The organism is Mesorhizobium sp. LMG 17147, from assembly GCF_024297145.1.
Lineage (GTDB): Bacteria > Pseudomonadota > Alphaproteobacteria > Rhizobiales > Rhizobiaceae > Mesorhizobium.
This window is the reverse complement of sequence record NZ_JANCTC010000012.1, coordinates 36,730-50,546: the sequence shown is the minus strand read 5'-3', so window position 1 is coordinate 50,546 and position 13,817 is coordinate 36,730. Positions and strand designations below refer to the sequence as shown.

Genomic DNA, 13,817 nt, shown 5'->3' with positions numbered 1-13,817 from the left:
GCAGTTTCGTCGAGGACGCCACATTTTGTTCTTGCTTTGTGCCGGCAGCTATGCTACTGATTTGGGTATGGTGTTAATTGGCTCCAGAGACCCGCCTCCCCGAGGCGGGTTTTTTGTTTTCCCATACCTTTGAAGGTTTAGCGCCGCCGGTTTGAGGTTGGCGGGACAGCGTGGTTCCGCGGAGCGCAGCCGCAACTCATGCCTTCACGTGACGGGCGGAAAGGCTCATCCGCGAAATGGCCAAAATCGGCTTTTCAACAAAACTGTAGCTGGCCAGGGAGACGGCAATGCAGGCGGTGACAATAACCATGCCAGCAAGCCATGGTGATACGCTGACGCTTGCAACGACAGGAGCGGTCGCAAGCAGCACGATAGGATGCGTCAGATAGAGAGAGTAGGAGGCATCGCCCAGCCTTGCCAGCAGGCGAGGAGCAAAAAGCCGGAAGTAGTTTTCCAGGCTGATGCAACCGGCGACAAGGATCAACGCCGGGATTCCCTGAGCAAGGGTTCGCGGCAAGTTGAAGCCAAGTACCATCACCAGCATGGACACGATGGCGAACACGAGCGCCGAGACACCCAGGACGGTAGGCAAACGCGCCAGTCTGCCGACAAGGTGGCCGAGCGCCATGCCGGCAAGGAACTCAAACAGGATTGGCGTGGTATAGAAAAACAGCACAGTGTTGGCGGCGGGTTTGAAGACGATGCGCGCCGCTACGGCGATTGCAAAGACAACGCCGACCATGGCCATTTGCGTCAGCGTGCCGACACGCATAGTCGCCGCGAACAGAATGTAAAACAGGATTTCCAGATTGAGCGTCCAACCGACGCCAAGCACCGGTTGGACATAGCCTGTGACCGTATCGAGATAGGGTATGAAAAGCAGGCTATTGGTGATCTGCTCAAGAGACACTGCACGACCGGCAAACAACCAAAGTGCGGCGACCATGAGGAAGATCATAACCCAATAGAACGGAACGACGCGCGTGAACCGCTGCATCAAAAAAGCACGGTGGTCTGAGCGTCTGTTCTCCGTCGAGAGAACCATGACAAAACCACTGATGACGAAAAACAAGTCGACGCCACTGTTCAGAACGGGAATACGCAGGTCGAGCATGCCCAGTGCGCCCGGAAGATGATAGGTAACAACCATGAGGGCTGCTAGCCCCCGCAGGATCTGTATCGATGTATACTGTTGAATCCGGCGCGGCGCGGCGTGATCATTCTGCGGAATGATTTTCATAAAAATGGTCCCCGGTGCGGGAGAGCACTAACATACGGGGTCGTTGATGTGCTGATTAATTGCTGGTTTAATTAATATGTAAAGTTTTATATAGATTTTACTGACATTAGCGTGCTGCCACGCTTGAGTTCGCCGACTTAGACCTGCCTATTTGCCAAACTTGCTATCTCGCCCCTGAAGAGGGATCGGCGGCCATCGACGCTTTCCCCGTGCTAACGACCGGTCTCGAAGATAGCGACGGCTGCCGCTGTCAGCGCAGCGTTACCGGGTGCTATTGTTCCATCAGGAAGCTCCTTGCCGTCTTCCAGTCCGACGCGCGTCGACCAACGGCGTTCCGCCGCCCGGTGCACGAAAGGCCAGACCGTGGCGTCGGCGCCGTGCAGCAGGATTGCCCGGCGCATTCCGGCGCCGTCGAGCACGGCGGCGATATCGTCGCTGATCTCAAGCGCAGCGTCCGGCTCCTGCTCGGAGATTTCGATCAGGATGCGCAGCACGCGGTTGCCATGGTCGAGGCTCACCAGGCGTTCGGCGTCGGCTACGGAGGCAAGCCCCGCCTCGATGCCAATGCCGCGCTGGCGCAGACGGCCCATGACTGCCGGTGCTGCATTCTCGCTGAGATTGACCGAGGCATAGTCGGGCAGCTCGCTCCAGCGGGCGATCGCAGCAAGCGTGCGCTCGTCGTCGCTCTCGATCCAGGCGCCGGTGGAGACGCCGATCAGCGTTCCCGGGCAGGCGCGGCGCAGCGCCAGCACGGTCGGGTCCATTGCGTCAGGGGCAAGGCTTTCGCGGCCATCGAGCCCGCGTGCATGGACATGCAACTCGGCCGCACCTGCGGCCACGCAGGCCGTGCCGTCTCGCGCAATGGCTTCGGGATCAAGCGGCAGTCGGGGGTGGAAATCGGCGCTGCGCGCGCCATTGATGCAGGTCTGGACGATCATAGAGGTGGCGGTCCCGTTGAGTGGAACAAGTTTAGCCCATGACCACGAAATCGGAAATTGAATGACGTCCCGTCCCGCAAGGCTCACCCGGCAAGAAACGGGTGGTCCGCGCGCGCCGTTTCACCCATCTCAATGACAGAGAAGCCACAGGAGGCGAAGCCATGACCATCCATTCGATAGGCGCGAAAGCGGCGGTGAAATCGGCGGAGGTGCGCGTTGCCGGATATGACTGGCGGACGCTGGCCGATGAGCTGAGCGGCTATGGCTGCGCGGTGATGGAAAAGCTGCTGACGCCGCAGGAGTGCGGACAGATAGCCAGCCTCTATCCGGACGAGAGCCATTTCCGCAGCCATGTGCACATGGCGCGGCATGGTTTCGGCAAGGGGGAGTACCGCTATTTCCGCTATCCCTTGCCCGACTTGATCGGCGGCTTGCGCACAGCGCTCTATCCGCGCCTGGCCGTGGTTGCCAACGACTGGAACGCGCGCATGGGTATCGCGCAGCGCTATCCCGACGAACACGCCGCGTTCCTCGAGCAATGTCACCAGCAGGGCCAGACGCGGCCGACGCCGCTCCTGCTGCAATATGTCCCCGGCGACTTCAACTGCCTGCACCAGGATCTCTACGGCGATCTGGCGTTCCCGTTGCAGGTGACGATCCTATTGTCGGAACCAGGCAAGGATTTCACCGGCGGCGAGTTCGTGCTGACCGAGCAGCGTCCGCGCATGCAGAGCCGCGCCGAGGTGGTGCCGCTGCGCCAGGGCGATGCAGTCGCCTTCGCGGTCCACAATCGTCCGGTCCAGGGCAGCAAGGGCAATTACCGCGTCAACCTCAGGCACGGCGTAAGCCGACTACGCTCCGGCATGCGCCACACTGTCGGCATCATCTTCCACGACGCCAAATAGCCGAGCCGCCCGGTCGCGAGGCCGGCGGCGATTACCGGGAAAAATCGCTGCGCACGATGCCGTGGCGCTGGAGCTTGTCGTAGAAGGTCTTGCGCGGAATCCCCAGCGCTTCGATCGTGCGCCTGACATCGCCGTCGTTGCGGCCAAGCGTCTCGCGAATGATGTCGGCCTCGTAGCGCTCCAGCCGCTCCGGCAGCTTCATGGCGGCGTTCGATTGGGTCGGGGCAGGGGGTTGCGTCTCGGCGCCTTCCTCCAGTCCAAGCACAAACCGCTCGGCGAAATGCGCCAGTTCGCGCACATTGCCCGGCCAGTCATGGTCGCTCAGATGGCGATGCACCGTCGCCGGCACTGCCGGCACAGGGCGGTGGAAGCGGGCGGCGGCGCGCTCGGCGAAATAGAAAAACAGCAGGGCGACATCGTCGCGGCGCTCGCGCAGCGGCGGGATCGAGATCGTTACCACGTTGAGCCGGTAATAGAGATCCTCGCGGAAAGCGCCGCGCTGGCGCGGATCGCCGAGGTCGACCTTGGCGGCGGCGACGACGCGCAGATCCACCGGCCGCACCTCGTTGGTGCCGAGCGGCGTGACCTCGCGCATCTCCAGCACGCGCAGCATCTGCACCTGTGTCGAGACCGGCATGCTTTCGATCTCGTCGAGGAACAGCGTGCCGCCGCTGGCGTGCTCGATGCGGCCGATCCGTTTCTTCTGCGCGCCGGTGAAGGCGCCGGCCTCATGGCCGAACAACTCGCTCTCGATGACGGTCTCCGGCAGCGTGCCGCAATTCAGCGCGACGAAATTGCCCTTGGCGCGGCGGCTCCAGCGATGCAGAAGACTTGCCACCACCTCCTTGCCGGAGCCGGTCTCGCCGGTCACCAGCACGTCGACGTCGGTATCGGCGATCTGGCGCAGCGTACGGCGCAGCCTGTCCATCGCCGGCGTCTGGCCGATCAGCGGCAGGCCGTCCTGCGCCTCTCCGGCCGCCTCGCGCAAAGCGCGGTTCTCCATCACCAGGCGGCGCTTTTCCGCCGCGCGGCGCACGCTCTGCACCAGCCGGTCGGCGGCGAAGGGCTTTGTGATGAAGTCGTAGGCGCCGTCCTTGATCGCCTTGACGGCCATGGCGATGTCGCCATGGCCGGTGACGAGGATGACGGGAATGTCGGCATCCAGCCGCAGGATGCGATTGAAAAGCTGCAAGCCGTCGATCTCCGGCATGCGGATATCCGACACCACGACGCCGGCAAAACCGGCGTCGAGCGTGGCCAGCGCCTCGGCCGCCACCGCAAAGGCCGAGACCGAGAAGCCGGCAAGCTCCAGCGTTTGCGCGGTGGCCTTGAGGAGATCGCGATCGTCGTCGATCAGGACCACCGGTGCGGAATTGTCGTTGGTCATGATGGCTTACGCTGCTGTCTGGAGATGAATGGTGAAGCGGGTGCCGCTGTCGCCGCTCGAAACCTCGATGCGTCCGCCATAGTCGGCGACGATGTCCTTGGAGATGACGAGGCCGAGGCCAAGGCCTTTTTCCTTGGAGGTGTTGAACGGCGTGAACAGCGATTTGAGGATCGCCGGCGGAATGCCGGGTCCGTTGTCGGATACGCTGATCGTCACGCAATCCGCGGTCTCTTCGACCGAGACCAGCACATGAGCGTCGTCGCGGCCGTCGAGCGCCTCCAGCGCGTTCTGGAAGAGATTGATCAGCACCTGTTCGAGCCGCACCCGATTGCCCATGACCTTGAGGCTCGGCAGCGGCAGGTCGACGACCAATGCGTCGAGCCGGCCGGCAAAGCGGCTTCTCAACAGCATGACGGCGCCCTCGATGACGCCGCGCAATTCGACGGGCTCGGCGGCGGTGCGGCCCTTGCGGGCAAATGCCTTCAACTCCTCGGTGATTGAGCCGATGCGTTCGGTAAGGGCTGCAATGGCGCCGAGATTTTCCTCAGCCGGCCCGGTCTGCTTGCGGTCGAGGAAGGTGCGGGCGTTGTCGGCATAGGCACGGATGGTGGCGACCGGCTGGTTGATCTCATGGGCGACGCCGGCGGCGACCTGGCCGAGGATGGCGAGGCGGTTGGCCTGGACCAGGTCCTGCTGCACCACCTGGAGCTTTGCCTCCGTGTTGCGGTGGCCGGTGATCTCGGCCTGCAACCGGTCGCGGGCGCGGCTCAGATCCTCGGTGCGTTCGACGACGCGGCGTTCGAGCTCGGTGCGCGCCGCCTGTTCGGCGGCAATCCGCATCTGCGCCGACTGCCGGCGCCACAACAGATACGCGGCCAGGCCGAGCAGCGGCACGACGACACCCAGGGCCAGAAGCCGCATTTCGCGGACGGCAGCGGCGATCGGCGCCTCGGCCGGGATCAGATAGTCGAGCCGCCAGGGGGTCGAAGGAACCGGCGTCGCAAGGCTGAGATACTGCGCGTCGCTGCCGCCGGGCGTCACCGCGTGGACGATCGACACATCCGGGCTGAGCGCCTGCGGGTGCATGATCGGCAACGGCACAAGCGGCGCGTCGCCGAACTGTTGGCTGTCGCGAATTGCGGCTTGCTTGGGTGCGGCCAGCGGCGCGGTTGTCATGAAGCGCCAGGACGGCACGCTGGTGATCAGCACGACGCCATTCTCGTCGCTGACATAGGCCGGGCGGTTGGCCTCGCGCCAGTCGGCTTCGAGCTGGTCGAACTCCATCTTGACGACGACGACGCCGAGCGGTGCGGCGGCATCGCCGACGCGCCGCGAAATGTAGAGGCCGGGACGCTTGCTGACATTGCCGAGCGCAAAATATTCGGCGGTTCCGGCCTGCATCGCGCCGGAGAAATAATCGCGAAAACGGTAGTCGTTGCCGACGAAGCTGATCGGCTCGCGCCAGTTGCTGGAGGCGATCGCCAGTCCGTCGGCGTCGATCACATAGAGCACCGACGCCTTGGTGCCGGAGACCAGCCCCTCGAGCTTGCGGTTCAGCACATCGATTGCCGCGGCGTTTTTCTGCGTCAGCGCGTCACGCACTTGCTGGTCCGCGGACAACAGCAGGGGCAGGGCGCGCGGGCTTTCGAGCACGGCGCGCAGCAGCGCGACCTTCAGATTGGCGTCGGTACGCCCCTGCGCCGCCAGGGTCCCGATCTCGGCGGTACGGCCGTAAAGGCCGGCGCCGTAGAGCGCTGCCGTGACGATCAAAAGCGCGACGACCGCAAACAGCAGCCAGGCTCGGCGCGCCCGCCTGGCGAGTTGCTCGGGCGTCGAAGACAAGGCACCGGCGGGGCGTTGCAGCATCGCCCATTTGTGCATGAACTCGCACAAAACACAATTCAACCTATGCGGACATTCGCACTTGACCATGCGTCCGGCAGTGCGGCCGTTTGTGAATGCTCAACAAAATCAATGATGAATAACTCTTCTGCGTATCTGGCACGGCTGTTGCAAACACGAATTCGGCAGTCGCGAGGCTGCTGGTCAAAACAACTGCCCCGGGGAGTCGAGCTTTCGATCGGGGCGCCATGGAGGACGTCATGCAGACAGCAATCGCTGCCGCCGAGCCGCGCGGCAAACTTCCCTTATACCGGCATCTTTATGTGCAGGTGCTCGCGGCGATCGCCGCCGGCGTGCTGCTCGGCCATTTCTATCCCGAAACCGGCGAGGCGATGAAGCCGTTCGGCGACGCCTTCATCAAGCTGGTGAAGATGGTGATCGCGCCGGTGATCTTCCTGACCGTGGCGACCGGTATCGCCGGTGTTTCCGACTTGCAGAAGGTCGGCCGCGTCGCCGGCAAGGCGATGATCTATTTCCTGGTGTTCTCGACGCTGGCGCTGGTCGTCGGCCTGGTCGTCTCCAATGTCGTCCAGCCCGGCGCCGGCATGCACATCAATCCGGCCACGCTCGATACCGCCAAGGTGACGGCCTATGCCGAGAAGGCGCACGACACGACCATCGTCGGCTTCCTCATGAACATCATCCCCGACACCATCACCGGCGCCTTCGCGCAGGGCGACATTTTGCAGGTGCTGTTCTTCTCGGTGCTGTTCGGTGTCGCCCTGGCGCTGGTCGGCGATCGCGGCCGTCCGGTCGTCGATTTCCTGCAGGCGCTGACCACGCCGATCTTCCGCCTCGTCGCCATCCTGATGAAGGCCGCGCCGATCGGCGCGTTTGGCGCCATGGCCTTCACGATCGGCAAATACGGCATCGGCTCGATCGCCAATCTGGCCATGCTGATCGGCACATTCTACCTGACCGCGTTGCTGTTCGTGCTGGTGGTGCTCGGCGCAGTTGCCCGCTACAACGGCTTCTCGATCCTGGCGCTGATCCGCTACATCAAGGAGGAGCTGCTGCTGGTGCTCGGCACCTCGTCCTCGGAAGCGGCATTGCCGGGCCTCATGGCCAAGATGGAGCGCGCCGGCTGCAACCGCTCGGTGGTCGGCCTGGTCATCCCGACCGGCTATTCCTTCAATCTGGACGGCACCAACATCTATATGACGCTGGCCGCGCTGTTCATCGCGCAGGCGACCGACACGCCACTCACCTATGGCGACCAGATCCTGCTGCTTGCGGTCGCCATGCTAAGCTCCAAGGGTGCCGCCGGCATCACCGGCGCCGGCTTCATCACCCTGGCGGCGACGCTTTCGGTCGTCCCCACCGTGCCGGTCGCCGGCATGGCGCTGATCCTCGGCGTCGACCGCTTTATGTCGGAGTGCCGGGCGCTGACCAACTTCATCGGCAATGCGGTAGCGACGGTCGTTGTGGCACGCTGGGAAGGAGAGCTCGACCAGACGAAGTTCGCCGCCGCTATGGCCGGCGACTTGCCGGAGGAAGTCGACCTGTCGCTGCCGGGTTTGCAGGCCGCCTGACTGTTCAGGCCACATGACCATAAGCCCCGGAGGCGGTTCGCCGGCTCCGGGGCAAAAGCGCCGGTGGTCGCGGCATGCCGCCTGAAACGCAACCTGAAGTGGCCCTGTTTTCGACGCGGGGCTTGTTCCAGCCGCATTTGCAGGCCACTATCCGCCATGTCTTCAGGGCACCCGTCCGCTTCGCTCCCGACCTGATCGCGAGGCGAGACATTTCCGTCGGGCTCGGCTGCGACATCACCTTGGCCGAACGTCGGAGCTTTTGCTGCCGCCGACCCTGAAATGGCAGCAGCCTCGAAGGCAATGGCGGCCTCAGTACGAAGTCGCAAAGCGAAACGTGACCTGTCTCCTGATGGAAAGCGCAGGCTTTCTCCCAGGGAACTCGTTGCGCGCCAAGAGGGCGCTTGAAGAGGGGGCAGGCCCATGAGCGGGCCTTTGCCGAACCAAAGCAAGATGCGAGGTGAAACGCGATGCAGTCTGTCCAAAACCGGCTTCCGGTATCCATCATCATCCCGAATTACAACTACGCGCGGTTCCTCGAACGCAGCATCGACAGCGCCCTCGAGCAGGACTACGCGGATGTCGAAGTCATCGTCGTCGACGATGCATCGCAGGACCATTCCACGACGATCATGCAATCATATCGCGACGAGATCCTCGCCTGTCCGCGAGCGCAAAATGGCGGACATGCGGCGGCATTCAATACCGGCTTTGCCGCAAGCTCGGGCAAGATCGTCCTGTTCCTCGACGCCGACGATTATCTTTATCCAACCGCTGTCTCCACCATTGTCGACACCTGGGACGAGGCAACCGCTCAGATCCAGTCCAGACTGCACATCGTCGACGAGGGGCAACGCATCAAGGATGTCTTTCCGCCGCCCGAACTGCCTTTCGACAGCGGCGACGTCATGCCGAAACTGCTGCACAAGGGCCGCTATCAGACGACCGTGACCAGCGGGCTCGCCTTTGACCGCGCAACACTCGAATCGATCATGCCGATACCGGAGCCGGAGTTCCGCCAGGGCGCCGACGGCTATCTGGCAACGCTGGCACCGATGTACGGGCATGTCCAGTCGATCGACGAATGCCTCGGCGCCTACCGGATCCACGGTGCCAACCACTCGGTGTTCGGTGAAAAGCTCGCCGAGCGGGCACGCTGGCGGGTAACCCACGATTTCCGCCGCATGCAGGCGCTGTCCGACCAGGCCTCCGGGATCGGCCTGACCATCGTGCCGTCAGATGCCGTCCGCCACGATCCGGTCCATCTGGAAGAGCGGCTGGCATCGCTTTGCGCGGACCGAGACCGACACCCCGTGGCCGACGATTCCCGGCTGGCGCTCGGGGCGGCCGGCGCCGTCGCCAGCCTCGAAATGACCGCATCCTTGCGGCGGCGTGCGATCCTTGCCGCCTGGTTCCTGTCGGTCGGGGTGTTGCCGCGGAAAATGGCGACGGCGGTGCTGTCGTGGAAGCTTGACGCATCGTCCAGACCGGCATTTTTGAGCCGCCTGTCCAAGAGAATCCGTCATGCGATGGGATAGCGGCGATCACGGCCCCTGCTGCCTGGACCGGTCCTGCGGTTCGACGGCTCGCTCGACCAGGACGTGCGCCTCCCGCGCGGCCTCGATGAACGCGTCCCTGGCGGCTTCGGTCCAGCGATCGTCGCTCATGGCGCGGCGGCATGTGCGCAGTGCCAAGCCGTGTTTGGCGCTGCCGGCGTCACGCCAGTGGGCTTCCAGCAACTCGACAGCCTGACGTGCGTTGGAAATGTTGCGGATATCTCCCACGATGCCGACCGCAACCGCAACCGGCTTGGAAAACCATCCTTGGTTCATGGCGAAGCCTTCGACGTGTTGAACTACCTATAACGAAAATCGTAGCGCAAGGTTTCATTTGCGCCAGTCACCACGGCGTGAGGCGCGTTTACTGCGCCGCGCGCAGCCTGACCACGACGCTGCGCGCCACAAGCACCAGCACAGTGATGACGATCAGGATCACCGAGAGAGCGGCGATCGCCGGGTCGATGTTGTCGCGCAGGCCCATCCACATTAGCCGCGGCAGCGTGATGGCGTTGACCGAGGTGATGAACAGGGTGACGCCGATCTCTTCCCAGGACAGCACGAAGGAGAGCAGTGCTGCGGTGACGATGCCGAACTTGATGTTGGGCATGATGATGCGGGTGGCGCGCTCCCACACGGTGGCGCCGAGGCCGCGGGCGGCGAGGTCGATGCGGCGGTCGAGCTGGCTAAGCGACACCAGGATCAGCACCGTGGCGAAGGGCACCGTCATCACCGCGTGCGCCATGGCGACACCCAGCCAGGTGTCATAGCCGAAGAACGACGAGAACCCCGAGATCGAGGTCAGCAGGAAATAGAGCGTGATTGCCGAGACCACCGGCGGCACCACCATCGGCAGCAGAACGAAGCCGACGAGAGCGGCGGTGAAGCGCGGCTGGAACATCCAGACACCAAGGCTGAAGCACAGCGCCAGCACCGTGGAAAAGGCGCTGCTGACTATGCCGATCCTGATCGAGAGCAGGATCGAATTGATCCAGCGCGGATCCTCGATCAGCGCCCGGTAATGGCGCAGCGACAGTTCGCCCGACGGCATCGCCAGCATGCGGCTCGGCGTCAGCGATACCGGGATGACGGCGAGCAGCGGCAGCAGCAGGAAGAGCGCGACCAGGGCGGCGAGGATCAACGAGACGGGACCGGGGCGGTAGGTCGGCATCGCGCTACACCAATTGCTTTGGTCTGATATAGCGGAAAAGCAGCGCCATCAGCGCGCCGACGAACAGCACCAGCACTACGCTGATCGCCGCGCCCAAGCCCCAGTCCGGGCTCTGGAAGATGCGGAGATAGATCAGCTCGGCGATCATCACGCTGCGGCCGCCGCCGAGAATCGCCGGCGTGACGAAGAAGCCGAGCGAAAAGACGAAGACGATCAGCGCCGAGCCGATGATGCCGGAGCGGGTCATCGGCACGAACACCGACCAGAAGGTGCGCATGCGGCTGGAGCCGAGGCCGCGCGCCGCCAGCAGCACACGGTCATCGAGGCTTCGCATCGAAGAGGCCAGTGGAAACACCGCGAAGGGGATGAGGAAATGCGTCATGCCGACGATAACGCCGAACTCGTTGCGCACCAGCGCCAGCGGCTCCGAGATGAAGCCGACCGCCTGCAGCCAGGTGTTGATCAGGCCGCGATTGGACAAAAGCGCCACCCAGCCGAAGGCGCGCGTCAGCACCGAGATCCAGAACGGCACCAGGATGCAGAACTCGGCCACGACGCGCTGCACCGGCGTGCCGCGCACCCAGACTACGGTGATGGCGTAGGCGGCGGCAACCGAAACGATCGTCACGATCGCGGCGATGCGCAGCGTGCGGATGAAAACCGACTGCACCAACTGATCCGTGAGCAGCGCATTGTACTGCCCCAGCCCCGGCGTGGGCAGCGTAAAACTCCATTTGACCACGCCGAGGAATGGCCAGGCGTAAGCCAGCACAAGAAAGAGGAGCAGCGGCGCCATCAACAGCGCCGCGCCTATCCTGTCGGAGAGGTGTGCTCTCATCTCGCCCCCGGTTATCCCGGCTTGTCAGGCGGAGATGATCTTCGTGTATTCGTCGAGTGCCGCCCCGTAGTTCTTGGCGTACCAATCCATGTCGAGCGGGATCTGCTTTTTCATGTTCTCGGGATCGACGGGGTTGATGCGCTTCTTGTCGGCGGGGATCAGCGCGTCGGCGGCCGGATTGGCCGGACCTTGGCCGAGCTTGTCGAACATGATGAGTTCCTTCTCCGGGTCCTGGGTGCTGGCGATGAACTTCATCGCCGCGTCCTTGCCGCCGGGATTGCCCTTGAGCACGGCGAGCGCGCCGGGCGAGATCAGGCCCTGGTCCCAGATGAACTTGATCTTGCCGCCGGAATCCTGCTCGATGAGCGAAGCCCGGGTCGACCAGACGATCGCCATCGAGGCCTCGCCATTGAGCAGCACGCTCTGGCTTTCGGCGCCGCCACCCCAATAGGCAACGACGTTCTCCTTGAAGGCTGCGATCTTGTCATGCGCGCGCTTGAGGTCGAGCGGATAGAGCGAGGCCGGAGCGATGCCGTCGGCAAGCAGTGCCGCTTCCCAGCTCGACACGCCCCATTTGTAGAGCGAGCGCTTGCCGGGGAATTTTGCCACGTCGAAGAAGTCGGCCATGCCGGTTGGTGCCTGGCTGCCGTATTTCTCGGCATCGTAGGCGATGACATAGGAGAAGAAATAGGTCGAGGCGGCGTATTCCCAGCCGAATCCCGGCCGCATCTTCTTCTTGTCGACGATCGAATAATCGATCGGCTCGAGCATGCCTTGCGCGCCGAGCGTGATGGCCGAGAAAGGATCGACGTCGACCAGGTCCCAGGTCGGCGCGCCGCTCTTGAACTGCGCCGCGATCGCGCCTTCGGTCGGGCCGGAGCCGTCCATCTTGACGGTGATGCCGGTCTCCTTGGTGAAGGCCTGGCCGTAAGCCGCGTCGTAGGCGGTGATGGCGTCGCCGCCCCAGTTGACCAGCACCAGTTCCTTAGCCGCGGCAAAGGCGCCGGTCGAGCGCAGCAGCATCGGCGTGCCGGCCAGCACCAGTGCGGCCAGTTGCGTGAACTGCCGGCGCGAGATCTCGCCGTGCACTGCCCTGGCGGACAGCGCCTCGATGGAATGTTTCTTGGTTTCGTTTGTCATGTCAGTTCCCCTTTTTTGTCGTTGATATTTTCCGGAAGTCGGCTTGGCGAATTCAGCTTCGCTACGCCGATCGTCATTGTCCTCCGTCCGGCAGGAGGAAACCCTTTTCCGCCGGCCAGGTCAGCCACACGGAATTGCCCTTGCTGAGCGCGGAAGCGGCAACCTCGTTCGGCACCGAGACCGTGACCTTGGCGCCTTGGCGCGTCGTCAGATCGAGCCGCGTCGCAGCGCCGAGATAGGTCGATGCGACGGCAGTCGCGGCAATACCATTCTCGCCCGCTGCCGCCTCGCGTGCGATCGACATGTATTCGGGCCGGATCGCCAGGATGGCGTCGCCTCGGACCTTCTCGGCCTTGCAGCGCATGCTGATCGCGCGGTCTTCGCAGAGGCCGGTCGAGCCATTGTCGGCTGGGCGCACGCCCTTCAGCGGCAGCATGTTGATCTCACCCAGGAACTCGGCGACGAAGCGGTTGTCGGGCCGGTCGTAGACCTCGTCGGGCGCGCCGACCTGCAGCAATTTGCCATGGTTGAAGATGGCGACGCGAGACGACAACGCCAGCGCCTCGCTCTGGTCATGGGTGACGAAGACGAAGGTGGTGCCGGTCTCCTGGTGCAGCCGCTTCATCTCGGCCTGCATCTGGCCGCGCAGGCCCTTGTCGAGCGCCGAAAACGGCTCGTCAAGCAAAAGCACGCCCGGCTCGAAGACCAGTGCCCGCGCCAGGGCCACGCGTTGCTGCTGGCCGCCGGACAATTGCGACGGCAGTTTCTTTTCGTGGCCCTTAAGCCCGACGCGCTCGATCATTTCGCCAACTCGGCGCTTGATCTCGGCCGCCGATTTCTTTCGCACCTTGAGCGGGAAGGCGATATTGGCCTCGACGCTCATATGCGGGAACAGTGCGTAGCCCTGGAAAACCATGCCGGCGGCGCGCTGCTCGGCCGGCCGCTCGGTGATATCGACGCCGTCGCTGTAAAGGCGACCGTCGGTCGGCTGAATGAAGCCGGCGAGGATCATCAGGAAGGTGGTCTTGCCGGAACCGGAGGGGCCGAGCAGGGTAAGGAACTCGCCACGGCCGATATCGAGCGTCAGATCGTCCAGCGCACGGAACGAGCCGAAGCTCTTGCCGATCCCGATTGCCTTGATCTCTGCGGCCCGGCCGGGTTGCTGCATCCTGCCTTTCCTTAGCGTAGACGAAATCGTAGGCAGGGCGGCG

The 13,817-nt window shown here is 63.7% G+C and carries 12 protein-coding genes; 3 read left to right on the top strand and 9 right to left on the bottom strand.

All coding sequences use genetic code 11. The annotated features are described in order from the left end of the window. Positions 1-196 precede the first annotated feature (196 nt). The gene (locus tag NMG46_RS20775; protein WP_254819449.1) at positions 197-1,240 is read right to left on the bottom strand and encodes an acyltransferase; all 1,044 of its coding nucleotides are present in this window, start codon (positions 1,238-1,240) and stop codon (positions 197-199) included. A gap of 212 nt (positions 1,241-1,452) precedes the next feature. Further along, positions 1,453-2,178 (bottom strand): 3-keto-5-aminohexanoate cleavage protein, encoded by a 726-nt coding sequence (locus NMG46_RS20770; RefSeq protein ID WP_254819448.1) that lies wholly within the window; start codon positions 2,176-2,178, stop codon positions 1,453-1,455. Positions 2,179-2,339: 161 nt separating this feature from the next. On the opposite strand from NMG46_RS20770, the gene NMG46_RS20765 reads away from it, so the two are divergent. Further along, complete coding sequence (locus tag NMG46_RS20765; protein WP_254819447.1) at positions 2,340-3,083, top strand: 2OG-Fe(II) oxygenase; 744 nt, start codon at positions 2,340-2,342, stop codon at positions 3,081-3,083. A 31-nt stretch (positions 3,084-3,114) separates the two neighbouring features. Here NMG46_RS20765 and NMG46_RS20760 read toward each other — a convergent pair whose 3' ends face one another. Continuing rightward, a complete protein-coding gene (locus NMG46_RS20760) occupies positions 3,115-4,470 on the bottom strand; it encodes a sigma-54 dependent transcriptional regulator (protein ID WP_254819446.1) in 1,356 nt (451 codons plus the stop codon). Between the two features lie 6 nt (positions 4,471-4,476). Next, positions 4,477-6,336 (bottom strand): sensor histidine kinase, encoded by a 1,860-nt coding sequence (locus NMG46_RS20755; protein ID WP_254819445.1) that lies wholly within the window; start codon positions 6,334-6,336, stop codon positions 4,477-4,479. A 236-nt stretch (positions 6,337-6,572) separates the two neighbouring features. Between NMG46_RS20755 and NMG46_RS20750 the strand changes: the two genes are divergently transcribed. Together NMG46_RS20750 and NMG46_RS20745 are read left to right on the top strand one after the other, a co-directional pair. Beyond that, positions 6,573-7,904, top strand: coding sequence for a dicarboxylate/amino acid:cation symporter (locus NMG46_RS20750; protein WP_254819444.1), 1,332 nt, complete (start codon positions 6,573-6,575; stop codon positions 7,902-7,904). A gap of 467 nt (positions 7,905-8,371) precedes the next feature. Further along, positions 8,372-9,439 (top strand): glycosyltransferase, encoded by a 1,068-nt coding sequence (locus NMG46_RS20745; RefSeq protein ID WP_254819443.1) that lies wholly within the window; start codon positions 8,372-8,374, stop codon positions 9,437-9,439. Between the two features lie 6 nt (positions 9,440-9,445). Here the strand turns inward: NMG46_RS20745 and NMG46_RS20740 are convergent, their stop codons facing one another. The 5 genes from NMG46_RS20740 to NMG46_RS20720 form a co-directional block, all read right to left on the bottom strand. After that, complete coding sequence (locus NMG46_RS20740; RefSeq protein ID WP_254819442.1) at positions 9,446-9,733, bottom strand: DUF982 domain-containing protein; 288 nt, start codon at positions 9,731-9,733, stop codon at positions 9,446-9,448. Positions 9,734-9,821: 88 nt separating this feature from the next. Beyond that, positions 9,822-10,628 carry an ABC transporter permease gene (locus tag NMG46_RS20735; RefSeq protein WP_254819441.1) on the bottom strand — a complete coding sequence of 269 codons (807 nt, stop codon included), beginning with the start codon at positions 10,626-10,628 and terminating at the stop codon, positions 9,822-9,824. Positions 10,629-10,632: 4 nt separating this feature from the next. Beyond that, on the bottom strand, positions 10,633-11,466 hold the full coding sequence (locus tag NMG46_RS20730; protein WP_254819440.1) for an ABC transporter permease: 834 nt from the start codon (positions 11,464-11,466) through the stop codon (positions 10,633-10,635). 24 nt (positions 11,467-11,490) lie between these two features. Further along, entirely contained in the window at positions 11,491-12,606 is a 1,116-nt protein-coding gene (locus NMG46_RS20725; protein WP_254819439.1) for an ABC transporter substrate-binding protein, read from the bottom strand. A gap of 73 nt (positions 12,607-12,679) precedes the next feature. Further along, positions 12,680-13,774, bottom strand: coding sequence for an ABC transporter ATP-binding protein (locus NMG46_RS20720; protein ID WP_254819438.1), 1,095 nt, complete (start codon positions 13,772-13,774; stop codon positions 12,680-12,682). Between the last annotated feature and the right edge of the window lie 43 nt (positions 13,775-13,817).